The sequence below is a fragment of the Gammaproteobacteria bacterium genome, assembly GCA_028817225.1.
Lineage (GTDB): Bacteria > Pseudomonadota > Gammaproteobacteria > Poriferisulfidales > Oxydemutatoraceae > Oxydemutator.
In genome coordinates this window covers 1-26,374 of record JAPPQC010000052.1, presented here as the reverse complement: position 1 = coordinate 26,374, position 26,374 = coordinate 1, and the positions used below count along the sequence as shown (strand labels likewise).

At 61.2% G+C, this 26,374-nt stretch carries 13 protein-coding genes and 1 pseudogene; 6 read left to right on the top strand and 8 right to left on the bottom strand.

Annotated features, from left to right (window positions below; genetic code table 11):
* Positions 1–5 precede the first annotated feature (5 nt).
* Positions 6–932, top strand: a complete 927-nt coding sequence (gene secF / locus OXU50_07270) for a protein translocase subunit SecF (protein MDD9869673.1) — start codon at positions 6–8, stop codon at positions 930–932.
* A 110-nt stretch (positions 933–1,042) separates the two neighbouring features.
* Positions 1,043–1,444 carry a tetratricopeptide repeat protein gene (locus OXU50_07265; GenBank protein ID MDD9869672.1) on the top strand — a complete coding sequence of 134 codons (402 nt, stop codon included), beginning with the start codon at positions 1,043–1,045 and terminating at the stop codon, positions 1,442–1,444.
* Between the two features lie 22 nt (positions 1,445–1,466).
* Here the strand turns inward: OXU50_07265 and hisI are convergent, their stop codons facing one another.
* The 4 genes and pseudogenes from hisI to OXU50_07245 all read right to left on the bottom strand — a co-directional run bounded on the left by hisI (position 1,467) and on the right by OXU50_07245 (position 6,198).
* Positions 1,467–1,982, bottom strand: coding sequence for a phosphoribosyl-AMP cyclohydrolase (hisI, locus tag OXU50_07260; protein ID MDD9869671.1), 516 nt, complete (start codon positions 1,980–1,982; stop codon positions 1,467–1,469).
* 96 nt (positions 1,983–2,078) lie between these two features.
* Positions 2,079–2,222 (bottom strand): annotated as a pseudogene (yidD, locus tag OXU50_07255) (membrane protein insertion efficiency factor YidD).
* Positions 2,222–3,592 carry a cysteine--tRNA ligase gene (gene cysS, locus OXU50_07250; GenBank protein ID MDD9869670.1) on the bottom strand — a complete coding sequence of 457 codons (1,371 nt, stop codon included), beginning with the start codon at positions 3,590–3,592 and terminating at the stop codon, positions 2,222–2,224. The pseudogene yidD and the gene cysS overlap by 1 nt, the downstream one beginning before the upstream one ends.
* Positions 3,589–6,198 (bottom strand): Rne/Rng family ribonuclease, encoded by a 2,610-nt coding sequence (locus OXU50_07245; protein ID MDD9869669.1) that lies wholly within the window; start codon positions 6,196–6,198, stop codon positions 3,589–3,591. Before OXU50_07245 ends, cysS begins: the two co-directional genes overlap by 4 nt.
* Before the next feature lie 472 nt (positions 6,199–6,670).
* On the opposite strand from OXU50_07245, the gene OXU50_07240 reads away from it, so the two are divergent.
* Positions 6,671–7,615: an RluA family pseudouridine synthase gene (locus OXU50_07240; protein MDD9869668.1), complete on the top strand. Its 945-nt coding sequence runs from the start codon at positions 6,671–6,673 to the stop codon at positions 7,613–7,615.
* A gap of 184 nt (positions 7,616–7,799) precedes the next feature.
* On the top strand, positions 7,800–8,744 hold the full coding sequence (locus OXU50_07235; protein ID MDD9869667.1) for a S49 family peptidase: 945 nt from the start codon (positions 7,800–7,802) through the stop codon (positions 8,742–8,744).
* A 118-nt stretch (positions 8,745–8,862) separates the two neighbouring features.
* Here OXU50_07235 and OXU50_07230 read toward each other — a convergent pair whose 3' ends face one another.
* The 3 genes from OXU50_07230 to OXU50_07220 form a co-directional block, all read right to left on the bottom strand.
* Positions 8,863–9,456 carry a Maf family nucleotide pyrophosphatase gene (locus OXU50_07230; protein MDD9869666.1) on the bottom strand — a complete coding sequence of 198 codons (594 nt, stop codon included), beginning with the start codon at positions 9,454–9,456 and terminating at the stop codon, positions 8,863–8,865.
* A gap of 138 nt (positions 9,457–9,594) precedes the next feature.
* Entirely contained in the window at positions 9,595–21,978 is a 12,384-nt protein-coding gene (locus OXU50_07225) for a choice-of-anchor D domain-containing protein (protein MDD9869665.1), read from the bottom strand.
* Between the two features lie 506 nt (positions 21,979–22,484).
* On the bottom strand, positions 22,485–22,832 hold the full coding sequence (locus OXU50_07220; protein ID MDD9869664.1) for a hypothetical protein: 348 nt from the start codon (positions 22,830–22,832) through the stop codon (positions 22,485–22,487).
* Here OXU50_07220 and OXU50_07215 point away from each other — a divergent pair.
* Positions 22,770–24,731: a S8 family serine peptidase gene (locus OXU50_07215; GenBank protein ID MDD9869663.1), complete on the top strand. Its 1,962-nt coding sequence runs from the start codon at positions 22,770–22,772 to the stop codon at positions 24,729–24,731. The two genes, OXU50_07220 and OXU50_07215, sit on opposite strands and share 63 nt — an antisense overlap.
* Before the next feature lie 12 nt (positions 24,732–24,743).
* Here the strand turns inward: OXU50_07215 and OXU50_07210 are convergent, their stop codons facing one another.
* A complete protein-coding gene (locus OXU50_07210) occupies positions 24,744–24,956 on the bottom strand; it encodes a hypothetical protein (protein MDD9869662.1) in 213 nt (70 codons plus the stop codon).
* Here OXU50_07210 and OXU50_07205 point away from each other — a divergent pair.
* A partial coding sequence (locus tag OXU50_07205; protein MDD9869661.1) for a S8 family serine peptidase occupies positions 24,931–26,374 on the top strand: 1,444 nt, incomplete at its 3' end. The two genes, OXU50_07210 and OXU50_07205, sit on opposite strands and share 26 nt — an antisense overlap.

The window sequence follows — 26,374 nt, the reverse complement described above, 5'->3', positions numbered from 1 at the left end:
CGGCGATGCAGTTGCTGAAAAACACGAATTTTGAATTCATGCGCCACCGGCGCGCGGCGATGGCGCTGTCGGCGCTGCTGATGGCCGCCGCCGTCGTGTCGCTGGCGCTGCGCGGGTTGTCGTTCGGGGTGGACTTCACCGGCGGCACCATCATTGAACTGGGCTACCCGCAGCCGGTGGAACTGGCGCCGCTGCGCGGCCACCTCGCCGGCGCCGGCTTCGCCGATGTGCAGATGCAGCACTTCGGCACCGCGCGCGATGTGCTGATTCGGGTGGCGCCCGACGCCGGCGTCTCGCAGGCCGAGCTCAGCAACCGGATTTTCGCCGCGCTGCAACAGCACGAGGCCGATGTGACGCTGCGCCGCGTTGAGTTCGTCGGCCCGCAGGTGGGCGAGGAGTTGCGCGAGGACGGCGGCTTTGCGATGCTCTACGCGCTGCTCGGCATCCTGATTTATGTCGCGTTCCGCTTTGAGCACCGCTTCGCGTTCGGCTCGATCATCGCGCTCGCCCACGATGTGCTGATCACCATCGGCTTTTTCTCGATCACCGGCATTGAATTCGACCTCGCGGTGCTGGCGGCGATACTCGCGGTCATCGGCTATTCGCTGAACGACACCATCGTCGTCTTCGACCGCATCCGCGAGAACTTCATCAAACTGAAGGGCGAGACCGTCGTCACGATAGACAAGTCCGTCAACCACACGCTCGGCAGGACGCTGATGACCTCGTTGACGACGATGCTGGTGCTGCTGGCGCTGCTGGTGTTCGGCGGCGAGGTCATCCGCGGCTTCACCATCGCGCTGATGGTCGGCGTCGTCGTCGGCACCTATTCGTCCATCTATGTCGCCGGCACGGCGATACTGATGCTCGGCGTCACGCGCGAGAATGTCATCCCGCCGAAAAAGGAAGGCGCCAACCTCGGCGGCCCGTGATGGCTGCGAATGACGACGCTGCGCGCGGCGGCGCGGGCGACACTGCGGATGGCGCTGCGGGCGGCGGCGTGAGCGGCGCCGCCGCCGGCGTCGCCGCCGACACGACGGCGATGGCCAGCGGCATCGCCGCGTTTGAGGCGCGGCAATTCACGCGCGCGCTGCGGCTGCTGTCGCCGCTGGCCGAAAGCGGCGAGATTGAGGCGATGTACCGCTGCGCCATCATGTACCAGAACGGCCTCGGCGTGCAGGTGCACGCCGCCAACGCCGAGCGCCTGATGCGCGCCGCCGCCGAACGCGGCCACGCGCTGGCGCAACACGGCATGGGCTTTATGTACATGGAGGGCGACTGCGTCGAGCAGGACGGCGAACAGGCCGTGCACTGGTTCACGCAGGCCGCCGAACAGGGCCTGGCCGGTTCACAGACGACGCTGGCGATGCTCTACGAGGAAGGCGCGCTGGTCGGGAAAAACCCCGAACTGGCGAAACACTGGATGAAAAAAGCGGGCTTTTAGCGCCGCCGGCAAAGCCCGCAGCCTACAACCGCGTCGGGTTGGGCTGGCCGCGATAGACGACTTCCGGGTCGAACATCTTGTCGGTCTGCGTGAAGCGCAGGCGCGCGCCGCCGCCGGACGGCGCGCCGGTCAACACTTCGCGGTAGAAGCACGAGCGGTAGCCGACATGGCAACTGGCGCCGTCGCCGCCGACTTCAACGCGCAGCCACACCGCGTCCTGGTCGTCATCTATCAGAATCTGGCGGACTTTCTGCACCAGGCCGCTGGTCTCGCCCTTGCGCCACAGGCGGCGGCGGCTGCGGCTCCAGTAGTGGGCGTCGCCGGTGTCAATGGTGCGCGCCAGCGCCTCGCGGTTCATGTAGCCGTGCATCAGCACCTCGCCGCTGGCGTAATCGGTTGTGACGACGGGCAGCAGGCCGTTGTCGTCAAACTTCGGCGCGAGGCGATCGCCCTCCTCCACCTGTTCTATGCTGTCGCGCGCCGCGAATTGTGATTCGGCGTCGGGCGGATTGGCGTTGTGTGATTCGGCGTTGGTCATGCGGTTCATTTTAGCACGGCGCCCGCCGCCGGGCGGCACCGGATCAACGCCGCCGGGCGAGAACGGATGGCAGCGCAGCAGCCGGCGCAGCGCAAGCCACGCGCCTTTCAGCGGCCCGTGCAACGCGACGGCCTGCAATGCGTAGTCCGAGCAGGTCGGATAAAAACGGCAGCGCGCGCCGGTGAACGGCGTCAGCAGCAGGCGAAACCCCTTGATCAGAAAAGTCAGCAGGCGCAGCATCACTGCCTGAGCCAGCGCGTGCCTTCGGCGCCGTCTTCAAGGACGACGCCGGCCTGCGCGAGGCGTTGGCGTATGCGGTCCGCCGCCGGGTAGTCGCGGTTGTCGCGGGCGCGGTTGCGTTCGGCAATCAGCGCCTCAATTTCGGCGTCGCCGAGGCCGGCGGCGGCGGCGGGGCGCCAGCGCAGCCACGCCTGCGGGTCGTGCCCGAGCAGGCCGAGCGCCGCCGCCGACGCGCGCAGCGACGCCAGATGGCGCGCGCGGTCGGCGGCGGGCGCGGCGGAGGCGGCGTGCGCGATCTCGTGCAGCCGCGCGATCGCCTGCGGCGTGTTCATGTCGTCGCACAGCGCCTCGGTCACCGCCGGGTCGGCGTCGGCGGCGACGCCGGGGCGCGCGTCGAGCAGCAGGCGGTACCATTTCTCGAGCGCGCGCCGCGCCTGTTCCAGCACGCCGTCCGACCAGTCGAGCGGCTTCTTGTAATGCACGCCGAGCAGCGCCAGGCGCACGCATTCGCCGTGGTGTTTTTTCAGCACATCGCGCAGCGTCAGGAAATTGCCGAGCGACTTCGACATCTTCTCGCCCTCGACGGTGATGTAGCCGTTGTGCACCCAGTGGCGCGCAAACGGCCTGCCGCCGTGCGCGCAGGTGCTTTGCGCGATCTCGTTCTCGTGGTGCGGAAACACCAGGTCGCGCCCGCCGCCGTGAATGTCAATCGTCTCGCCGAGGTGGACGCCGGCCATCACCGAACACTCCAGATGCCAGCCCGGACGGCCCCGCCCCCACGGGCTTTCCCAGCCGGTTTCGCCGCCGGAGGCCGGTTTCCACAGCACAAAATCGGACGGGTGGCGCTTGTACGACTCCACCTCAACGCGCGCGCCGGGCTGCAACCCGGCGAGGTCGCGGCGCGACAGTTTCCCGTAGTCCGGCATCGCCGGCACATGAAACAGGACATGGCCCCCGGCCTCGTAGGCGTGGCCGCCGGCGAGCAGGCGCTCGACCATCTTGATCATCGGGCGGATGTAGCCGGTCGCGCGCGGCTCGATGTCCGGCGCCAGCACGCCGAGCGGCGCGATGTCGTCGTAGAAGGCGGCGGTGTAGCGGCGCGTCAGTTCGCCGATGGCGACCTTTTCGGCAGCGGCGGCGGCGATGATCTTGTCGTCCACATCGGTGATGTTGCGGACATAGACCACCATCCGGTAATGACTTTTCAGCAGCCGGTAGAGCAGATCAAAGACGACAATCGGGCGGGCGTTGCCGATGTGGATGTAGTTATAGACCGTCGGCCCGCACACATACATCGTGACGCGGTCTTCCCTCAGCGGGACAAATTCATCCTTGCCGCCGCTGAGGGTGTTCGACAGGCGGATTTTCATTCCACCGGGGCGGAATTTTTTTCCTTGGTCTCCACCTGGGTCAGGCCGGACGGCGCCGACGGCAGCGGCGCGTCCCTCGGCGGCGCCTTGCCGATGGCGTTTTCCGGCAGATGCGAGAGGCCGGCGGCGGTGTCGGGTGTGACTTCACGCGCCGGATACGACGGCTGCGGCGGCTCGCGCGGCGGTTCGTCCGGCGGCGAGTCTTCGTGCGCGGGCTGTGCATCGTGCAATGACTCATGCGGTGTGCCGGATTCGTGCGGGAGTTGTGATTCGTACGACGACTCATGCGACACACCGGATTCGTGCGAAGGCTGTGATTCGTACGACGGCTCATGCGGCGCATCGGACTCGTGCGAAGGCTGTGATTCGTGCGACGGCTCATGCGGCGCATCGGATTCGTGCGACGACTCATGCAATGCGCCGGATTCGTACGGCGGCTGTGATTCCCGCGGCAGCGAGGTGTCATCCGCCGGCATGAAGGGTGCGCTCCCGACCGCCGCGGTTTCAACCGCCGCGGCGTCCCGCCCGCGCTCCCGCACCCTGTCGTCATCGCGCGGACGCGCGGACGCGCCCCTGTCGGCGCGCTGGCGCTGCCGGTCGCGCGACTCGGCGCGCGCCTCGCCTTCCTCGTGCCGGCCTGATCCGTCGCGCCGGTGGCGCTGGCCGCCGCGCTGGCCGCGGCGGCGTCCGCGCCGTCCGCGCTGGCCGTCGCCCGCCTGCTGCTCTTGCCGTCCGTCGCCGGAACGCCGGTCGCGCGGTTCGCCCCGCGGTTCGGCGCGTTGCTCGCCCCGCTGCTCGCCCCGCGGTTCATCACGCGGTTCTCCGCGCTGTCCGCCGCGCTGTTCGCCCCGTTGTTCCCTGCGCTGCTCGCGCGCGCCGGCGCCGCCACGCTGGCCGCCGCGCCGCCGCCGCCCGCGCCGCGACGACGAACCGCGTTCGCCGTCCGCCGGCTGCGCGCGCGCGCCCTCCTGTTCCGGCTTCTTCCTGAACAGGCGCGACAAGGTCGAGAGCAGCCCCTTGCCGGGGAACTTGCCGTTGGTTGACATCAGCGTAACCGCCGCTTCCTCGGCGGCTTCCTGCGGGCGCGGCGCGGCGCGCATCGGGCGCGGCTCCCTCGCCGCCACCAGTTGGTAACTGCTCTTGTCCTTGTTGGTCGGGTCGCTCTCGCGGTAACAGGTGACGCGGTAATGCGGCGTCTCCATCTGGATGTCGGCGGCGATGACGAGGCTGACGCCGTGGCGGTTCTCAATCTCGTTGATGGCGGCGCGCTTCTCGTTCAGCAGAAAACTGTTGATCTCGACCGGCACCTGCGCGACGACGCGCCGCACCTTCTCTTTCAGCGCCTCTTCCTCCATCAGCCGCAGCACCGCGAGCGCGCTCGACTCGACCGTGCGGATAAAGCCGTGGCCGCTGCAACGCGGGCACACCTGCTGGCTTGATTCGCCGAGCGACGGGCGCAGGCGCTGGCGCGACATCTCAAACAGGCCGAAACGCGAAATGCGCCCGAGGCGGATGCGCGCGCGGTCCTGCTTGAAGGCGTCGGCCAGCCGGTTCTCGACGCGGCGCTGGTTGGCGGGCGGCGTCATGTCGATGAAGTCAATCACAATCAGGCCGCCGAGGTCGCGCAGGCGCAACTGGCGCGCCACCTCGTCCGCCGCCTCAAGGTTGGTGTGCAGCGCGGTCTCCTCGATGTTGCCGCGCCGCGTCGCGCGCGCCGAGTTGATGTCGATCGTCGTCAGCGCCTCGGTGTGGTCAATGACGATGGCGCCGCCGGACGGCAGCGAGACCTTGCGGTCGAACACCTTCTCAATCTGGCTCTCGACCTGCATGTCGCTGAACAGCGGCGCGGTGCCGTCGTACAGCGACAGTTTTCTTGAATCCTGCGGCGCAATCAGCCGGAAAAACTCCTTGGCCTCGCGGTACACCTGGTCGTCGTCTATCAGGATTTCGTCAATGTCCTCGTGCATATAGTCGCGCATCGCCTGGACGACGATGTTGCTTTCCTGGTAGATCAGAAACGGCGCGGCGCGCTCGTCGCCGGCCTTGCAGATGGCGCGCCACAGCACGCGCAGGTAGTCGAGGTCGCGCTGCAACAGGCCGGCGTCGCGGTTGATGCCGGCGGTGCGCACGATAACGCCCTCGCCGTCGTGGCGGTCGAGTTTTTGCAGCGCGTCGCGCGCCTCTTCGCGGTCTTCGCCCTCGATGCGCTGCGACACGCCGCCCGCTTTCGAGTTGTTCGGCATCAGCACCAGGTAGCGGCTGACGAGGCTGATGTAGGTCGTCAGCAGCGAGCCTTTGTCGCCGCGCTCCTCGCGCGCGATTTGCACGACCAGTTGCTGGCCTTCTTTGACCGGGCCGCGGCCCGAATCGCCGCCGCGCGCCCGCGCGATGTCCTTGAACGGCAGAAAGCCGTGGCGCTCGGCGCCGTAGTCAACAAACGCCGCGTTGAGGCTGGGCGCCACCGATGTGACGACGCCCTTGTAGATGCTGCCCTTCTTGAGCCGGTCGGCGGGGGTTTCGATGTCCAGGTTGCACAATTTCTGGCCGTCCACGACGGCCACGCGCAACTCTTCCTGCTGAGTCGCATTGACTAAAATTCTTTTCATTGATTTTGTTTTTTTCCACTTTGATGGGACACAACGCGGGGCCGCGCTCACCGTGGAGCGGCGCCGTCGCCGGGCGGCGCGACGGAGTTGGAATAAGGGTCGGGAAAGAGCCCGTGGCGTTGGTGGTCCGGTTAATCATTGATGCCCTTTGCGAATCCCCGCGGCGGACGGCGGTCGGCGTGCGACGGCCCGCGCAGACGGATGAAACCGGGGCAATGCGCGGCACGCGGTGTTGCCGCCACTGTCGCTGTTCCGTCTGTTGTCCGGGGATAGCCATTTGCTTGTTCTCCCGCGCATCCCTGTTCGGGTGCAACGCGGGCAATGGCTTATTGTAACACAGATTCCGGGCCGCCTGAATCCGCGCGCCACGGCGCCCCGGCCAGCGCCCGGATACGCGCCGCCACGCGCCGGATTGCCGCCGGATTGCCGCCTTTGGGCAATGGCTGGTACAGTGGCCCGTGCAGATGAACCGATGCAGATGAACAAGGTGCAGACGAACCACACAACGGAGGCGGACGGCGGGCGGCGCGTGCGCTACCTAAAGGTCGGCGATGCCGGCGACGGGCAGCGGCTGGACAACTTTTTGCTGGCGCGCTACAAACACATTCCGAAGAGCCGCCTGTACCGCACAATCCGCAGCGGCGAGGTGCGCGTCAACAGCCGCCGCGCGAAACCGCACCAGCGCCTCGGCGCCGGCGACCGCGTTCGCGTGCCGCCGCTGGAGGCCGCGCCGGTGCGCGCAACATCCGTCGGCGACGGCGACATCGCCGCGCTGGAACGGCGGATTCTGCACGAGGACGGCGAACTCATCGTCATCAACAAGCCCGCCAACCGCGCCGCGCACGCCGGCACCGGCCACAATTACGGCGTCGTGGATGTGCTGCGCCGGATGCGCCCGGACGACGATGTGCAACTCGCCCACCGCCTCGACAAAAGCACCAGCGGCTGCCTGGCCGCCGCCAAATCGCGCGCCGCGCTGCTGCGTCTGCACAACGCCTTTCGCGCGGGCGATGTGGACAAGCGCTACAACGCGCTGGTTATCGGGCGCTGGGACGCGCCGGGCGAGGTGTCGCAGGCGCTGGCGCGCGGCCCGCAGCGCCTGCATGCCGACGACGACGGCAAGGCCGCGACCAGCCGCTTCAAGGTGCTGCGCCGCTGCAAGGGCCACACGCTGGTCGAGGTGCGACTGCTGACCGGGCGCACGCACCAGATTCGCGTGCACGCCGCACACTGCGGCCACCCGGTGGCCGGCGACCGCAAATACGGCAATTTCACCGCCAACCGCACCCTCGCAAAGATGGGCCTGAAACGCATGTTCCTGCACGCCCGACGGCTGGCGTTTGAATGGAACGGCAAGACACTGGCGTGCGAGGCCCCGCTGCCGGACGAACTGGAAGCCTTATTGAAACAACTATAAAAGGTTCGGTTCAACACCGGCAGCGCCATGCCAAAACAAACGGTGTTAGCGTGCGCCGCTACCGGCGCACGCGGTGAATAGGCGGCGCACGCGCTGAAAAGGCCCTGTCAAAACAAGCGGCATTGTGCCAAAATGCAGGGGCAAGCGGGCGCCGCTATCGGCGCACGCGACGAAAAGGCCAAAAATGGAAAACGACAACGACCGGTGGGAGCGCGATGTGCTGCGCAAACTGCTGCAATCCACGCTGGACGAGCAGCGCCGCGCGCGGCGCTGGAAGATTTTCTTCCGGCTCGCGGTGCTGGCGCTGATAGCGGGCGTGCTGGTGGCGGCCTCGTTTCAGCCGCAGGGCATGCAGGCGCTCGGGCGCCATGCCGAACACACCGCGCTGGTGAAACTGGAGGGCATCATCCTTGACGGCGCGCCGGCGTCGGGCGACCGCATTGTCAAGGCGCTGGAACAGGCGTTTGAGAACGAGAACTCCAGGGGCGTGGTGCTGCACATCAACAGTCCCGGCGGCAGCCCGGTGCAGTCGGCGCAGATTAACGACGCCATCCGCCGCCTGCGCGGGGAATACCCGGACAAGATGATCGTCGCGGTGGCGATTGATATTTGCGCGTCGGGCGCCTATTACGCGGCGGTCGCCGCCGACGAGATTTACGCCGACGCCGCCAGTCTGATCGGTTCCATCGGCGTAACCGCGAGCAGTTTCGGCTTTGTCGAGGCCATCGAGAAACTCGGCGTTGAGCGGCGCACGCTGAAGGCCGGGCGCTTCAAGGACATGCTGGACCCGTTTCTGCCGCGCGACGAAGAGGCGGCGGCGCATTTGCAGGCGGTGATTGACGAGGTGCACCAGCAATTCATCCGGCGCGTGCGCGAAGGCCGCGGCGCGCGCCTCGGCGACGACCCCGACCTGTTCTCCGGCCTGGTGTGGAGCGGCGAGCAGGCCGTTACGCTCGGCCTGACCGACGGCATCGGCGATGTGCGCTATGTCGCGCGCGAAATCATCGGCGCCGAAGAGGTCGTGGAATACCAGCCGCCGGAAACGCTGCTGAGCGTGGTCTCAAAGAGATTCGGCCAGCAAGCCGCGCACACGCTGCTGAACCATCTGGCGACGCCGACGCTGCACTGACGCGGGTATTTGCCTGCACCGCGGCGCGGCGAATGGCGCGCACGGCTTTTGCGTCGGCGCAACAAGCAACGGCAGCCCGCTTTCACGCCGACAGCGCGGCGAACGGCGGCGCGCCGCTTTACAACATCTTGAAACCGGCCTCTTCCAGCATGTTGGCCAGCGCAATCAGCGGCAGGCCGAGCAGTGCGCTGGGGTCTTCGCTTTCAATGCGTTCGCACAGCAGCGCGCCGAGGCTTTCCGAACGGAAACTGCCGGCGCAGTCGTACGGCTTGTCGCGCCGCAGGTAGGACTCAATTTGCCGCTCGTTCAGGCGGCGGTAGTGCACGCGCGTCGGCACATCGGCGAAGCGGCGGTTGCCGTTGCGCGTATCCAGCACGCACACGCCGCTGTGAAAGACCACCGTGCGCCCGGCGCAGTCGAGCAACTGGCGGCGCGCGCAATCAAAGTCGCCGGGCTTGCCGAGCAGCGCGTCGCCGGCGGCGGCGCATTCGTCGCAGCCGATGATCAGCGCGCCGGGGTAATGCGGCGCGACGGCGTCGGCCTTGGCCTTCGCCAGACGCTCGACCAGTTGCGCGCCGGACTCACCTTCAAGCGGCGTCTCGCAAATGTCCGCCGCGCGCACCTCAAACGCCAGCCCAAGACGGCGCAGCGCATCACGCCGGTAACGCGAACCCGACGCCAGCACCAGCGGCGGCTGTTGGTTGTCTTTCATGAGTGTTTCCGGGTTGAGGCGCGCGGTGGTCGCCCGCCGACGGAGGGAAACTATACAGGAAACCGGGCGGCGGTTGGCGGGAATTCAGAACGCCACCTTGCCGCCATTCCTGCCAAACAGGAAACCGGGGTATTGGCGTCAGTGACTATGCGGGACAGCGGCGGTGGGATGGGTGCGCGGCAGCACGATAACGGCGAGGCCAATCAGCGCTTCCACAACGCCGTTGATGTTGCCGTCGCGGTCGGCGGCGGCGCCGTCGGTCAGATACAGCACCATGCAGGCGTCGCCTGTGCGCTTGCGGGTGTTCAGGACGCCGTTTTCAGTGCGGTAGGGGCTGCCGGCAACGCCGCTGTCGTCCGGGCAGACGCCTGCCTGTAATGGAGCGAAGCCTGCCGCGGCGGGGGTGTCAGGTTCGGTGCTGAAACCAATCCACGCGCCGCCGGCGTAGTGCAGCGGCAGTATGTTGGTGTCATCGCGCAATGACTCCGGCAGCGGGATGACCACACCTGCACGGCCTCCGGCGAGTGATGTATCTTCTGCAACCGACGGCTCCACACCATGCAAGCGGAAGTTATACACCACCGCAATATCCTGCCGCGACTGCCGCGCCATCGCGTTGAACTCACCATGCGACAGCGACGCCGCAAAATCAGCGTAATTCATCTGTATCGGAACGCCCGGCTGGTAGTCCGCCGCAAGCGGAGATTGCTCTTCAGGCGTTGTGATATAAAGCTGCACCAGCATCTGCCCGTCCTCGGCAAAGCCGGTTTGGAACGACAAACCTGCGCGCGTCGCATAACTGCCGACATGCTGGCTGTGCAACGGCGACAGCGGGCGAATGTGATGCCACCCGTCCGCGCCCGCCGAACTGCGGTCGGGGTAGCCGCTGACGCCGCCCGCCACCGAAACCGGCAGGCGGTTCAGCAACCGGTAACTGTCGCGCGCATCCGGTATGCCGTCGTTGTCGCCATCGCCCGCAATGGAAGCCAGCGCATCGGCGCTGTCTATCACCGGCCAGGTCAGCACTGTTGTCGCCGTGTCCGCACCCGCTGACGACGCCGCCACTTCAAGCGACACCGTGTTTCTGACCGTCGCGGGCGGGTTTGACGCCGTGAACGCAATCCTCACCAACGCGCCGTCCGCCACCGGCGATGTCTCATTCACCGCAAGTATCCTGTCGTCCACGGCAACCGGCCCACCACCTGCGCCATCCCACGGCGACACTTCAAACGCAGACGCTGTCTGCGCCGAACCCTGCACCACCGGCAACAGCGCAATGTAATTCTCCGTGCCGCGCACCACCACTGCGTGCCTTTCGTTCTCGCTTGCCGTGCTGCCCTCATACAGCGATACGCGGCCAAACAGCGGCGGCAGGCTGTCGTCGCCAAGGCGCACCACATCGGTTTGCGTTACCTTGCCGAGCGAATACTTGTCCGGCGTCAGCGACGACAGCGGGTCGCCCGCAAGCCACAACTTGCCGTCTTCGCCCGACTGCACGCCGGTAATCGCATAACTGGTTGTGTCTGTCGTCACGCCCACGACGGACACACTGAAACCATCCGGCTCCTTTGAAGACGGACTGTCAACGGCGGCCACATTGCTCAACGACACCGTCAACGACTGCGAAGACGCAGGCCCGTCATGGAACGCGCCCACAACCACCGGCGCATCAGCGGCGGAGTTGGACACAAACACATTGCGACGCTTCATGTTGAATTCCGGAACGCGCAAAACAACCTGTTCCGGCAAACGGCTTGCCGTGCCTTGTGCAACCGCCCAGTAACCGGCATCATTTGTCGCAAGCCAGCCGATGCGGTGTTCAACGCCCGCGCGGATGTTGTTGAAATCCACCACCGCACAGCCACCGCCGAACAACGGCGACGCATAATCCGCCGGAAACCGCCCGGCGCACCCGTAACCGTCCACACCCAGCGCATAACCGCCGCTGTAACCGAAGGTATCCGACAGGTAATACGCCGCAAGACTGCTTGCGCCGGTCGTCACCACGCCAAGATGCGCCGCCACGCCGTCCGCGCGAATGCCCGAATACGCAACCGCCGCCGGACTGCCCGCAGCGCCCGCCCGCAACAACGCAACCTCCGGCAAACCAACCATATCGCCCGCCACCAGCGGATTGCCGCCCAAACGCGCCTCCAGCGCATCCGGAAAACCGTCGCCGTCATAATCCAGAACCGCGCTGCGCGGCAGCATGAACAACCGAACCGACGAAATCCGGTTGGGCGGGCTGGCCAGATCGTAAATGCCCGACACGCCATCGGACGGCGGCGTGTAACGCACCCACACCGACGCATCGGCGGGAACAATGTTGCGTGCAAGGTCCATCACCACGCCGCCGCTACGGTAACGGGCGCGCAGCACGCCGATGTCTTCGCCGCTGTCGCCCCCATCGTAATTCGGCAGCACCTCAAACCCCGACAACAAGGCGCCGTCCGACAGCGTGCGCGCATCGGCGCCGCTCAATATCTGCGCCGGTTCATCAAACGCCAGCCACAAACGGCTTTGCCCGTCCGCATACCCAAGACCGACAAAACGCGGGGCGCCATCAGGTTCAGACTCGGCAAAGGCCGGTGTCGCAGGTCTTTGCACGCCGTCCGCCCAGGCCGATGGCGCAGGCTCCGCAGGAACGCCTTTGCCGCGCAACCGGATTACGAAAGTCCCCTCTTCGTGGGCATTGCTGGAAATGACCAGCCGGGCGCTGACCGAAGTCACTTCAGTCGGCGCAAAAGACAGGTCAAACGACCAGGAGTCAGTCCCGGACGACATGGTGACAGGATACAGTGGGTAAGGCGTGATTCTTGCATTGAACTGCTCATTGCCGTTCACCGAGATGTCGGTGATGCTCAAAACCGGGCCATTGCCGCCGTTGCTGATTTCCACCCGCGTTTGTGAACTGCCGTTGACGGGAATATCGCCAAAATTGTATTCCTCAAGCGAGTCTATGGAACTGCCGCCTGCTGCTACGGCAATCCCCGCAGCGCGACCGATGCCCTGTAAACGTATCGTGAATTCGGGGTTGATTCTGTCATTGCTGTAAAGCGTGTGAGTACCAGTGTGAATACCCGCTCTCGTCGGAGCAAAAGTAATTTGCGGCCATGCAATAAAAAGAGGTGATTGATTCGGGGAAAGGCTGCCCCACGGACCGTATTCCAAATTGAAACCTTCACCTGCAATCCTGGAAGGAGCAGTTTCCCTCAACACGGAATCACCAAGATTCACATAATCAAAGTTAACATAATTCGGGCTGTATTCAGAACCAACATCGGCGGATACTATAAAAAGAGTATTATTGGCGCGAATACGCCCTGAATTGAAAAATGCCAGAAAAGGCCCGGTCCCGCGCCCTGTCAAATTCAGGTTCCACTCGGGATGTTCCGGATCGTCGCTGACAATCGTCAAAACACTGTCATTGGCAATCGGTATGACCGGCGTGAAATGCAGTTCAAAAGAAGCGGAGTTGCTGGACGGGATTATCCGGATGTTGCTGTTGACGAGGCTATAACCAGTGTCAATCGCCCCGTTGCCAGATATTGTACGATCTTCTTCCGGATCAAGGTTCAAGTGGGCCGAATATTCCAGTTTTTCCGGAGTCACCTTGATGGATTTGATGTTCAGGGCAGAGTTGCCTTTGTTTGTGATTTTCACCACGGCGGTTGTGGCCGAACCGTAACTTATCGTGCCAAAGCCATAATCTGTGCCAGAGTTGTACGCGCTGTCGCCAACCGCCACTTTAATCTGCGGCCCGTGCCCGAAACCCGTCAATCCCCATGCCCGGGAATTGAGGGGATTGTCCACATCCACAATGGTCAATGTACTCTGATGGGCGCCGCGAATTTCCGGCTGAAAACGCAGTATCCAGGTGCCGGGAACACCTTGCGTAACCGTCTTGGCGGCGCTGTCAGCAAGACTGTAGCCGTGGCCTTCCACCTGCGGCTTCAGCCTTAAACCGGAAACGCCCCTGTTGCTGACCGTCACCGCGACCGCCGTTGTCTTGCCCACTCGCACACGCCCGAAGTTGAAGGGCGCGTGCGATGTCATCGCCTGTCCGCCAACCTCAATATCAAGCGTGTTTTCGGGCTTGACACCGTTGCCCCGCAGCACCACCCGATGTTCAGGCTCACCCAGCGCATCGCTTGTCAAAATCAGCGCGGCGGTCGAAACACCCAATTCCACCGGCGCAAAGGACACATGAAATGTGGAAGAAAGGCCGGGCTGCACAACGGGGAGTTCAGATGGAACCACATCGGCTTCAAACGGGCTGTCAGCGGCAACCGCAACCCCCTTGACGGTCAGCGGCGCATCGCCATCGTTGAGCACCGCCACCTCGGTTACCGAACTGCCGCCGACGGGCACATCACCGAAATTGTCAACCCGGGTGTGAATCCCCGGCGCAATGCCCCGACCCCTCAACCGTACTTTCATCACCGGTGAAAGGTCGTCATCGCTCTTGATTACTATTGTTCCGGTATGAATCCCCCGTTGCGTCGGCTCAAAAAACACCAGTTTGTATTGTGCCCAGGTCCCGTTCGGACTGGATCCTCTCCATCCGTCTTCAATTCGGGAGAAACCTGTGCTGTTGTTATCCTGCCCAACGCTCTCGATGGTCACAGGAATGTCGCCCATGCTGTGGAGGCGTACCCTTGCAGAAGCTTTTGGCGGCTTGAATCCTGCACTCGCTCTCGCCTTGTAAGCTGGTACATGCCCGCTGAACAAAGAAAATGTTTGGCTGACAACCCCGTCCCCAACATCATAAACCTCGGTATCGGCAAAATTGTCGTAGGCGTCATCACCAATAAACAACCTCACGCGCAACATGCGGCTGGTTCCCCTACCCTCCAGATTCAGGCTCCAGGCCGGATGGTCCGGGTCGTTGCTTCTTATCGTCAGCAAGGCGTTGTCTTCGCTGGACGGCAAACTCGGGCTGAAATGCAGCATGAAAGTAGCAGAACTGCCCGCCGCAACCGGCTGCCCAATATCGCCGGTGGTGGTGTAGCCCAGTCTGTGGCGCTCGGGCAGAGAAGGGTGCAACACTGAAATTCCCGCCGGGGGGCGGTCAAGAAACCGGAAACTCGTGGGAGTCGTCTCAATGGATGTAATCCTGAGATCGTCATTCCCCTTGTTACTGATAGTCACCTCCACACTGGCCGTCGTGCCGACTTTTTGCGGGGCAAACTGATAGGGCACCCCCTCATGCCGCCGCACAACATTGTCAATGGTGACTTCCATTCGGGGCTTCCCTCTCCCCCGGCCCTCCAGTGTCACCGCATAACTGTTCTTGCCATAAGCGTTGCTGGTGAAAGTCAGCGTGGTGCTGGAAACTCCCGACATCGTCGGCGAGAAGGACACACTGAGCGTAGAAGACTCCCCGGGTTGCACGGAAATGGGCAGGAGGGGCCTGATATCGTCGCTGAATTGACTGTTGGCGCTCCTCACGGCATCGGTGATGGTCAGCAACGCCCCACCCCTGTTGTGCACCACCACTTCAGCGGATGAACTTCCGTCAATCTGCACATCGCCAAAATCAACGGCCTGAACATCAATGTCCGGTGCAAGGCCCTCGCCCTTCAACTGTATCCTGAATTCCCTCAAGAAATCGTCATTGCTGCTAATCACCACCGTCCCCGTGTGGTTTCCGGGCCGTGTCGGTTGAAAAATAATCGGGGGCCGTCGAACCCAATTCTCTCCCATGATATGGCGTTCCTCTCCGCTTTTAATTTGAAAACCCTCGCTGCCTTCAGCCATCCCTAAAGTGACATCCAGGTTTTCATTGCCCAAATTCTGGAGCCGCACGAATAAATCATTCCCGCCCAGCCTCTCGTTAACGAGAACGTCTCCCACATCATGGACATGGGTCTGCGTCGGGTGGATGTAAACTTTATCGTCGGCAATCAAGGTAACACGCATCAAAGCGCCTCTGCCGCTGCCTTCCAGGTTCAGTTTCCATTCCGGATGATTCGGGTCGTTGCTGTTTATCACCAACCGGCCGTTGTCTTCCCTGGACGGCACACCCGGTGTGAAGTGCAGCATGAAGGTGGATGAACTCCCCGCCAAAATCGTCGGCGCACTCTCACCAACACGGTAAGGCCGCTCGCGGCGCTCGTCCACGGTGGGACGCAGTTTAGAAACCGGCAATTCAGGGCGTTCAAGAAACAGAAAGTCCGTCCCGGTTGTCTCAACCCTGACCGGCTTCGTCATATCAAGATCAAGAGTGGCATTCCCCATGTTCTCGATTCTCACCATCACGCTTTTTGTCATGCTCACCTGCCGCTCGCCAAAATGGAACTCTCCCCCGGACCGGCGCACACTCCCGGCAACCTTGACCACCATCGCCGGATTCCCCGTCCCCCGGCCTGTCAGCGCCACCTCGTAAACGCCCTCGTCATGGTCGTTGCTGGTGATGGTCAGCGTCTCCTCATAGGGTGCGGGGGCGATTGGCGGCACAAAACGCAAATCCAGCGGTTCGTTGAGACCGGCGCCAATCGTGATGAGCCGGTTTTTGGCGGAACTGCCGTCCTCGTTGAGCAGGCGATAGGCGCCGCCGCTCACGCTCACCGTCGCCGTCAGCGTCCGGTTGCCCACATTTCTGATGGTCAACGGCACGGTTGCCGATGTGCCCACCGTTACATCGCCAAAATCATGCTCCCGCTTCCGCGTTTCCGTGCTTCCGGTATAGATTGAAACCGGACTGCCAATATCCACATGCATCTCGGGGCCGACAATCTGGCCCCACACATCTATCACCCTCTCCCGCTCAACGGGGTCATTGGTTCTTATCTTGACCCACACCGCGCGTCGGTGTTTTGAGCTTTGCCCCGGGGGTATGGGGTTGGCATCCCATGGGGAAAAGGTTATTGTCCGCGTTATTATTTCGTCCGGCCCAAGATTAATCCGAAAGAATTCGGAACCGTTTATTCTGTAAACGCGGTAATCCCGGTTGCCGGGTGTCATCCTGACCGTGCCCGTAAGCAACTCGTTGCCCCGGTTGCTTATGGTCAATTCCACAGAAGTCGTTGCCCCCGCCCGTATGTCATCCAGATGACAATGAATGTCCTGCTCTCTGCTGCACCCTCTGAAACTGGTGACCAAATCAGGCCCCACACCAACACCGCGCACCTTCAAATCAAAGGGGCTGGCCTTGTCGCTGCTGACTATCCTGATTAACTCTGCGTGCGTGGTGGCAACATCGGGCGGAATGAAGTGCAGTGTCCATGTATGGGAAGAGTTCTCCGGGATTGTCATACCGCCACCGGGCAGGTTGTAGTGCCCGAGCGCATCAACAATGAGACCATCGCTTCGCCACAAGCCGATGTCATGCACCGTCAAATCGGCACTCCCCCGGTTCCAGACGATGATATCCGTCGTCACCGCCACATTCGGCGGCGTGCGAAGGTTAATGGTTTCGCTCAATCCCAATGTCATGCCGCCGGCCATCACCTCAATGACAGGCTCAACACCCCGCCCCTCCAAATCCAGGCTCCAGTCCTGTGCCGCGAAGCCGTCGCTGTCAATCTCCAGTGCTCCATGGGGAACCCTGGTCCTGTCATCGAGAGGCTCAAAAGACAATGTCCATGATTTGGACGAACCGACATCAATCACAACGGGCCAGGTGCGGTGGTCACTGGAAACCGTAAAGATGTGCCCAAACCTCACCAGGCGGGCAACAACCGAACTGACCTCAAGCGGCGCATCGCCATCATTGCGTATCACCACTGTCCGGCTTGCGGTCTTGCCAATCAGCACTTTCCCGAAGTCGTAGGGCGCCCTGCCCGACTCGCGCCTCTCGCCGCCAACCCACACAACCATCTCCGGCGCCACGGCCTTGCCATTCAGCGTGATGGTCTGGTTGCCGCTGCTGGCCGCATCGCTGGCAAAGGTGATGTCGGTAACCGCGGTTCCGCGCTCGTCCGGGCTGAGCCGGAATCTGAAAGTCACCGATTGGCCGCCGGTCACAACCTTGCGCATGTTATCGGCTCCAACCAGCGCGAACCCTTCTATTGCGCCTCTGTCACTCTTCGCCGGAGGGTCTATCTCCATCGGCGCATTGCCAAGATTGTGCACCGCCACGGCAACCGTCGTGCTCGCATGCACTCTGGTTGCGCTGATGATGTGGGCCATGCCTGGAACAAGGCGCTTGTCGCCCACCCGGAGTTCCATCACCGCCCCCAAACCTTCGCCCGTCAGCGTCACATCCGTCCGGGTGGCGTTGTATGCATCACTCTCCACCACAAACCCGGCAGTCTTCACCCCGTGGCTTTTCGGCTCAAAAGTAAGAATCAGGCTGGAGCTTGTTCTGGCGTCCAAGTCAACCACGCCGCCTTCAGGATAGTTCTCCCACCTGAAATGCGGGTTGTTAATCTCTTCAATCCCAACCCGCAGTGGCGTATTGCCGTGCTCGTTGGCAATGGACACTTTCGCGGATGCGCTTGTGCCAACCGGCACATTTCCAAAACCATATGACACCGTCTCAAGCATGAGCTGGTTGGAACCGTCATGAGCCACAACCGCATCGGTGGCGGTAATGATAATGGAAATCTCCGCCGCAAGGCCCTGGCCAAAAATAGGCAGCAACCCGCCGCCATCGACTGTATCGCTCCCGATAAGCAGAAGACCGCCAACCCCGTCCCTGTCTTCCGGCGTGAAGCGCAGCGTGAGCGACAGGGTCGTGCCGACTGACAACTCTTTGGGAAACTCCGGAGGGTTCACCACCGTAATCACCGATTCGCTCACTTCCTTGGCACCCGTGTTAGTCACCGCCAACGAAGTAATCATCAGCGGAAAATCGCCCTTGTTGGTTATCAACACTTCCTCGTCGGTGCTTTTGCCGACGCGAACATCGTCAAACCGTACGCCCAGGATTGCGCCGGGCACGGTGGAAATCACAGGCCCCACACCCTTGCTGTGCAGTATGATGGTCTGCTCGCCGCTGCTCACCGCATCGCTTTTGAAAGTTACAAGGGTGGTGGCGGTTCCGCGCTTGTTCGGTTTGAACTCATATATGAAAATCACCGACTGATTCTCGGTCACAACACGCGGCTGGCCATGGTTTCCAAGCGGCATGAACCCTTCTTCGGTCCTGTCTTCCTTCATCGGCTCGTTCACCTTCATGGACACATTGCCGATATTGCGCACCTCCACGCGAACCTCGGTGCTTCTGTTCACCCAGATGCCGCTGACAGTGTGGGTTGTGTTCGGGAGAAGAATCTCGCCGCCCACGCGCAGTTCCATCTCCGCCCCCGTGCCCCGGCCCCTCAGTATGACGGTCTGAGTGCCATTCAGCGCGTCGTTGGGAAAAACCAGCGTGGCGCTGCGCGGCCCGCGTTCTTCCGGCTCAAAAACCAGAATCAGGCTGGATGTTGAATCGTGTTCCGCCAGGACAATCGTGTCCGGAGGCGGTGTCTTCCACTGGAAGAATCTTTCGGTAATCGCGGGAATCCCGGCCGTCAACGACGCAGTGCCGAGTTCGTTGGAAATAATCACCTTTCTCGATCTATCGTCGTTGATTGTCACATCCCCGAAATCATGCAACACGACCGAAGCGGTGCTGCCCTTCGGATTTCCGGCGTCCGTGCTGGTGATGGCAATGGCCATCACAGACGCCACGCCTTCACCCTCAACAGTCAGGCGCTCTTTAAACATGTTGACCGCGTCGCTGTCTATCATCAGTTGGTCATCAAAGTCCGCCTTGCCCGCCGGCGTGAAACGCAGGCCCAGCAGCGCGCTTTCACCGGCGGGCACTGTCTGGCTGGCGGCCCCTTCGGTGGGAGGCTCCCACGAGAACACGCCCGGCACACTGTCGGTCACTGCCGACACCACTCCGCTGACAATCAGCGGCTCGTCGCCGATGTTTTCTATCACCACAGTCCGGGTGACGCTTTGACCGAAACGAACATTGCCGAAATCAACCGGAAGTTGCGATTTGTCAAAACCAACCTCCGGCGCGGTGCCCCTGCCTTTCAGTATTACTTCTGTCTGCGTTTCGTTGAAGGCGTCGCTGGTGAAGACGATATTGGCGGTGGGGGATGAACGCGCGTTCATCTGCGGCCTGAAACTGAACACAACTGTCTCCGATGATTCCCTGGGCACCATCAGGCCGAACCCGTTGATGCTGGCCGTCGTGGGGGAGACAAAATCGAAGACTGTGTCTGTTCCCGTAACGGCGGTGATGGCCATATTCCAGTCGCCTGTGTTTCTTATCACTATCTCGCCGGTTGTGCGCCCGCCCTCGCGGACACTGACAAGGGCGGGCGGGGGGATTTCTATCACCGGGGCGACGCCCTTGGCTTCCAGTGTTGTTGTCTGGGTGCCTTTATCCGCATTGCTGGGGAAGATGATGTCGGTGGTGGCGGTGCCGGGCTTCTCCGGTTCAAACCAGAATCCAATTTCCACAAAGTTGCCGGCAGTCGCGGTTACAGGAAAAGCAGCGGGATTAGCCAGTGAATATTGCGGATTCGTTATCGTTGGAGTTCTGACGCGCAGCAGTTCCTCGCCGTTGTTTTCTATTGTTACAGTCTGGCTGCCGCTGGTTCCGACGCGGACGCCAATGGGAACAACATCAATATCCAGAATACCTATCTCCGGCGCAAGCCCCCGCCCCCTCAACCCCACCTTGACTTCGGGAAAAGCACGGTCTCCCTCACTGCCAAAAATCGTCAGCGTTGAGTCAGTCGTTCCCCGCCGCTCCGGTTCAAACACCAGGCGGAAATCTGCATGGCTCTTGCCTTCTATCTCTATGGACAAGGGTTGAGGCAGAGTCTCACCTTGCCTGTCCTGCAACACGAATGCTTCCCGAACGGTTTCAATCCCGGTAATCGTGAGCGCCCGGTCGCCTCGGTTCAGCAGCCTGATTGTCACCGGCGTGGATGCTTTCTGTGTGGTCTGGCTGGTTGCGGTGTAAATCTCGTTGCCCCTGAAAACATCGCCGTCAATGGACACTTGCAACACATTCTCAATGCCGACCCGCGTCAGTGTCGGCGTCAGCGTGGACGAGCGGGACTTCAACTCGGCGCGCCAGCGCAAATCATTGCCCCTCGCCAGAAACCGGACACTCTCGCCGGGATAACCGCGAACCCAGTGTTCGCCGCCATCGTTGGACAAGTAATATTCAATCTCCGTATGCGCCTGCTGCACTTCCGTCGCAGTCAGAAAAACGATATGCGGCACCTGTGCATCACCATTGACCTTGCCCGAAACCACCCGCCCGTGCCCGGTGTCAAACAGGCTGTCGCTTGGCGCGTCAGCGGCGGTGATTCCCGGGTTCACTTTGACTCTCAGCGCGGCGTTCTGATTGCCAAAAACAATGTCCAGGTCGCCGTCATTGTCCACATCACCAAGCGCCACCGCCCTTGAGCGGGCCAAAAGAATGCGTGAGCCGTTTGTATCAAAGTTCCCGCTGCCGTCGTTTGTGTAGATAAACGAAAAACCCCGCCGATGCCGAATGTTCCCCTCGACGACATCCAGATCACCGTCTCCGTCAATGTCTCCCAGCGCCACATCCAGTGATGTGCGGTTGGGGCTGATAAACGCCGACCCAAAAACGCCCGAACCATTGTTCAGATGCACGCTGTTGCGCGCCGATCTCACGCTCACCACGATATCCAGATGGCTGTCATTGTTCACATCGCCCAGCACAAGACGGGTGCCTGTGCGGCTGCTGAACGATGTCATGCTCTCAAACCTCCAGACATCCGGCCTTGCAGGATTAAAACTGTTCAGATGAAACCCGCCGACGCCATCCTTGACAAGCACAATATCCGGGCGGCCATCCCCGTTGAGGTCGCCCATCTGTATATCCCGGTGAGGGCCGCCTGAATCAACCGTGTCCTGGTGCCTGAAGCCCCCATTGCCATCGTTGCGGTAAAGGTCAACTCCGCCCTCGCGCCCTTGCAGTGCAATCGCAAGGTCCAGATGGCCGTCGCCGTCAATGTCCGCTGTCGCAAGACCGTTGGCGACCAGATCCGGAACCGAGGAATCAATGGCGGCGCTGTCAAACCCGCCGCGCCCGTCGTTCTTGTGCAGTATCACATTGGAACGCCTGAGCCAGGAACCGGCAATGATATCCAGGTCGCCGTCCCTGTCATAATCGCCAAAGGTCAGCAGGTGGGAAGAAGTAGTCGTAACAACGGTTGAACTGGCCAGAGAAAAACCGGAAGCCGGGTCATTGAAATAAACCACAACCCCGTTCGGGCCGGCGGTAACGATATCCAGACGACCGTCGCCATTGATATCCTGCAGCGCAATGTCAAAAATCTCGGCATTACCCACAGCGCCCACCGGCCTGTCCTGCATCGTAAAAACCGACTCATGAACGCCGCGCGCACGCCCAAGCGTTACAACGCTGCTGGTCCACCGTGCAGTGGTATCGGTGCTGTTAAGGAGGGATTGTGACTGAAAGTCCTCGGCAAAGGGAAAGCCCGGCGACGCACCATGCAGGGGCGTCGCAAACGGCAGGATTGCCCATGCCGCTGATATGGAAAGCAGTCTCGCTGCTGCAAGAGTCGGTTTCATATGAATGTCCCGTTCATACGGATGGCCGATACTACCATAGAAACCGCCCTTTGGCATGGTATATTATAACCATTGAAAAACCGCCATTTTTGGCCGTTCGCAAGCACCTTTCCTGTATGACTTTTTTGCGGAAAACAAAGAACACCGGGTGGTACATCGGGGGGGCTGTTGCCGCTCTGATGATGATATTGCTGGCTGAATCTTCAACACCGCCTCGTTATGAAGTCGCAACATTCGGAACAAAAACCGCACAAAAAGATTATCGCCCCATCCTGAAAAACATCAAGACAGTTCCCGAACATCTCATGGAAGAAAAAGCCGGGTATCAGACGCTATTGGCCAAGCGCATGTCCGGCGTACCCGAACCCGCCAACGGCCCGATGGCGGTACTCTCCCAAATGGAAGAGGTTCACACACCCTACCTTGGCCATTTCGACATTACTGCTGTCAAAGTACCCACCACATGGGATACAAATTGGCTTTTGGAAATTATTCGGCAAGATCCTTCAGTGAAGCACGCATACAAGGAGCAAAAGATGCAATCCTTCAGCATCTGGCCCAACGACCCGGCCTTCAACGCCCAAACAAACCTTCACGACCCCGTCCGCGATGTGGACATAGACGCCCCGGAAGCGTGGGCCTACACCACCGGCAGCGACAAAGTCATCATTGCGGTACTCGAGAACCGCGAACTTGACATTACTCCAGACCTGCTCCCCAATCTTTGGGTCAACAGCAGTGAAATCGCAGGCGACGGCATAGACAATGACAACAATGGATGCATAGACGATATGCATGGTTGTAATGTGCGCAACACCCCCGCAGATGGCAGGATTTTTGATGAGCATCAACACCACGGCAGAGTGGTTTCCAGTATTCTGGCGCGAGGAAACAACAATTACGCACTCACAGGCGTTATCTGGAATACCCGGATTATGTATGTGCGGGGCCCTTTTCTGGAAGGATTAGCGTATGTCATGAGAACGCGGGATAGAGGGGTCAATGTCAGGGTCGTCAATAACAGCAGAGCCATCGAAGAAGGTTGCGACCCACTTGATCCGGGCGATCGTGATCGCGATCGTCGCAATGCAATTAGAGATGCTGGGCAGAAGGGAATCCTGTTTGTCCAGGCAATTGGAAACGGCGATATAAATTACAACAGCACAACACAGGCGACGAGGCAACTCAGCCCGGGCTGCCTCAAAACCGATAACATGATTGTTGTCGCGGGACAGAGTGAGACTTCCCGGACTCGTTGGGTGAGTACTAGCTTCGCAGACCAAGGCTCCAATTACGGCACCAATATTGGCGACCTGTACGCGCCCGCCGAGAATTTGCATGTCCTGACTCGTTTCGCACCGGCTGGCTACAGAAAAAGTAGTGTCGGGGGAACTTCCCTTGCAACCCCTCATGTCGCCGCCGCCGCCGCCCTGCTGTGGTCGTTCAGGCCGGACTTGACCGTCACTGAGGTTCGCAGTGCGCTGCTTGACACCGTGGACCGCTTCGATACATTCAAAACCACTGCCACTGTTGTTATAGACGGTGTTCCAAGCGTTGTCATCACAGACACCGTCGCCTCCGGCGGCGCCCTGAACATCGCAAACGCCCTCTATTCCGTCGCAACACCCGGCATTCGCATTCACTCCTCACAAACCACCATCGCCGAAGGAACCAGCGGCTACATTGACCTGTCATTGACAAGAGAACCCGTCCGGCCCTCCTCCGGCGAGGTCGTTGTGCTGGAAGGCGTCGCCACCCCGCTCTCTGACGCCGATGCCGTCGTCACACCCTCCACACTGACCTTCACTTCCCGCAACTGGCACATCCCGCAGAGAATGACCGTCCGCGCCGCTGGAACCAGCGGCAGTGAAATCACACTGCAAGTCTCGGTCAACGACGAACGCTCAACCACAGACTACCGAACCATGGTACGCACCGCAACCATGACACTGCAAAGCGAAGGCATCAGGCCAACCCTGCACATACCCCAACGCATCACCGAAGGAGACACTGCAACCGCCACCATCCAATTCAGCGACCGGCTGCTCAACGCCGCACAATTCACCATCACCGCCACCGGCACCGCAACCGCAAACACAGACTACATGCTGCCCGAAACCATCACAGCCGAAGCCGACTCCACTTCCGCCACCTTCACCATCCAGACAATCAACAATCCAGGCTACAACGGCCCCGACAAAACCATCCACCTGCAAGTCACCACCGAAAACCCCCGCATCTCGCCCCAGGCCCTGCCCCTGCAAGCCACCCTGACCATAGAAGACAGCGACACCCCCATCATGACCATCACCGTCCTGCCCCGCACCATCACACAGAGCAACACAGAAACAAACGCCCCAACCGCCACCGCAACCATCACACTCGACCGCATGGCCGTGCAAGATGTGACTTTCTCCCTCAACGCAAGACCAATCGGGGGCGGCGACATCAACCACCTGTTCAACAACATCAGCGGCAACACCTGGCCCGTAACCGCAACCATCGTAGAGGACGCCACCGCAACCGAAATCATCATCCACTCAATAGACGAGGACGATATAGAGGGCAGAACCCACTGGATACGCTTGTCTCCGGCCCTCCCCCCTGATGCCGCCGCAAGACTCGGCCAACCCAACCGTGCCCTCCTGATCACAAGAGACGACGACGGAGACTCCTCCACCTACCTGCGCCTGCGCGTCTTCCTTGAAGGCGCGGTGCTCACAAACACCACCATCATCCAGACCGACCCGTAACCCCGCAACGGGTTAGGCGGCGAAGCGGAACTGCACCCGAAAGAAGAAATCCAGGGCACCGGCAAACAGCCGTTGATATATCATACCCATTGAAAAACCGGCATTTTTTGCCGTTTGCAAGTACTTTACCAGCATGACAGCCTCGTGGAAAAAAGGGAATACCGGATGGTTCACCGGAGGGGGCATTGTCGCCTTGCTGATGATACTGCTGGCCGAATCTTCCACACCGCCGCGCGATGAAACAGAAACACCCGGAACAAACACCGCGAACACCGCACAAAAAGATTTCAGGAACATTCTGAAAAACATCAAGATCGTTCCTGAAGACCCGCCCGACAAAAAAACTAAACACCGGATACTCTTGGCCAAGCGTCTGTCCGGCATTCCCGAACCCGCAGACGGGCCAATGGCGATACTCCTCCAAATGGAAGAAGTACGCACAAACTACCTGGACGAACTCGACCTGTCCGTCATTGAAGTGCCGGCCGGATGGGATGCAGACTGGCTGCTGGAAATTATTCAGCAGGACCCGTCGGTGAAATACGCAGAAGTGGACCTTAGCGCTGAAAGGGTACTGCACGCTGAATCCCCCGGAATCTTCCCCAACGACCCTTATTTCGAGAAACAGTACCACCTCCACGATTCCCAATTCGGTGTGGACATAGACGCCCCGGAAGCATGGGCCTACACCACCGGCAGCGACGATGTCGTGGTCGTCGTGAGGGACACCGGCATTGACCTGAACAACACGGACTTGCGCCCTAACCTGTGGGTTAACGAAGCGGAGCTGGAAGGCGAGGAAGACGTGGACGATGACAACAATGGATGCATAGACGACATCCACGGCTGCTGGACGTCCCACATAGGACCCGGAGACGGCAACATTCAAGACGGCGAAAGGAACCCGCACGGCACAGAGGTTTCCAGTGTTCTCGGAGCCCGCGGAAACAACAACTATGGAATCACGGGCGTCGCCTGGAATGTCCGGATTATGAGCGTGCGCGGCTTTACGATGTCCATGTTCAATTACCTTCTCAAGATGCGGAGAAGAGGTGTCAATATCAGGGTCATGAATCACAGCGGGGGAAGTCCGGAGGATTGTCCACACACACAAGCAGAATATGATGGAATAAGCGATCTTGGGGCGGAGGGGGTCTTGTATGTCAATTCAGCCGGGAATGGTGCGAGACACTTCACTACTCAGACCCAAGCACACACTCCAGCCTGCTACGACCTCCACAACATCATCGTTGTCGGGGCGCATGATAGACGCCACCGCACCATACGCAACAACTACGGAAAAGCAGTAGTGGATTTGATGGCGCCCGGTGAATTCATTCGAACCGTGGTGGTTGGCGGCACGATTTCCAGGGCCTCCGGAACCTCCTTTGCAGCTCCCCAGGTTGCAGGCGCCGCCGCCCTGCTGTGGTCCTACAAGCCGGACTTGACCGTCACCGATGTGCGCAACACACTGCTCAACACTGTGGACCGTTTCCCGGCCTTTGAGGACGCTGCCGCCTCCGGCGGCGCCCTCAACATCGCAAACGCCCTCTATTCCGTCGCAACACCCGGCATTCGCATTCACTCCTCACAAACCACCATCGCCGAAGGAACCAGCGGCTACATTGACCTGTCACTGACAA

What these genes read in the sequence shown, in the direction of transcription:
- OXU50_07240 (MDD9869668.1), top strand. Translation starts at nt 6,671, where the DNA reads ATGCAGATGAACAAGGTGCAGACGAACCACACAACGGAGGCGGACGGC.
- OXU50_07265 (MDD9869672.1), top strand. Translation starts at nt 1,043, where the DNA reads ATGGCCAGCGGCATCGCCGCGTTTGAGGCGCGGCAATTCACGCGCGCG.
- OXU50_07225 (MDD9869665.1), bottom strand. Translation starts at nt 21,978, where the DNA reads ATGAAACCGACTCTTGCAGCAGCGAGACTGCTTTCCATATCAGCGGCA.
- OXU50_07215 (MDD9869663.1), top strand. Translation starts at nt 22,770, where the DNA reads ATGCATGGTTGTAATGTGCGCAACACCCCCGCAGATGGCAGGATTTTT.
- secF (MDD9869673.1), top strand. Translation starts at nt 6, where the DNA reads ATGCAGTTGCTGAAAAACACGAATTTTGAATTCATGCGCCACCGGCGC.
- hisI (MDD9869671.1), bottom strand. Translation starts at nt 1,982, where the DNA reads ATGACCAACGCCGAATCACACAACGCCAATCCGCCCGACGCCGAATCA.
- OXU50_07245 (MDD9869669.1), bottom strand. Translation starts at nt 6,198, where the DNA reads ATGAAAAGAATTTTAGTCAATGCGACTCAGCAGGAAGAGTTGCGCGTG.
- OXU50_07235 (MDD9869667.1), top strand. Translation starts at nt 7,800, where the DNA reads ATGGAAAACGACAACGACCGGTGGGAGCGCGATGTGCTGCGCAAACTG.
- OXU50_07230 (MDD9869666.1), bottom strand. Translation starts at nt 9,456, where the DNA reads ATGAAAGACAACCAACAGCCGCCGCTGGTGCTGGCGTCGGGTTCGCGT.
- cysS (MDD9869670.1), bottom strand. Translation starts at nt 3,592, where the DNA reads ATGAAAATCCGCCTGTCGAACACCCTCAGCGGCGGCAAGGATGAATTT.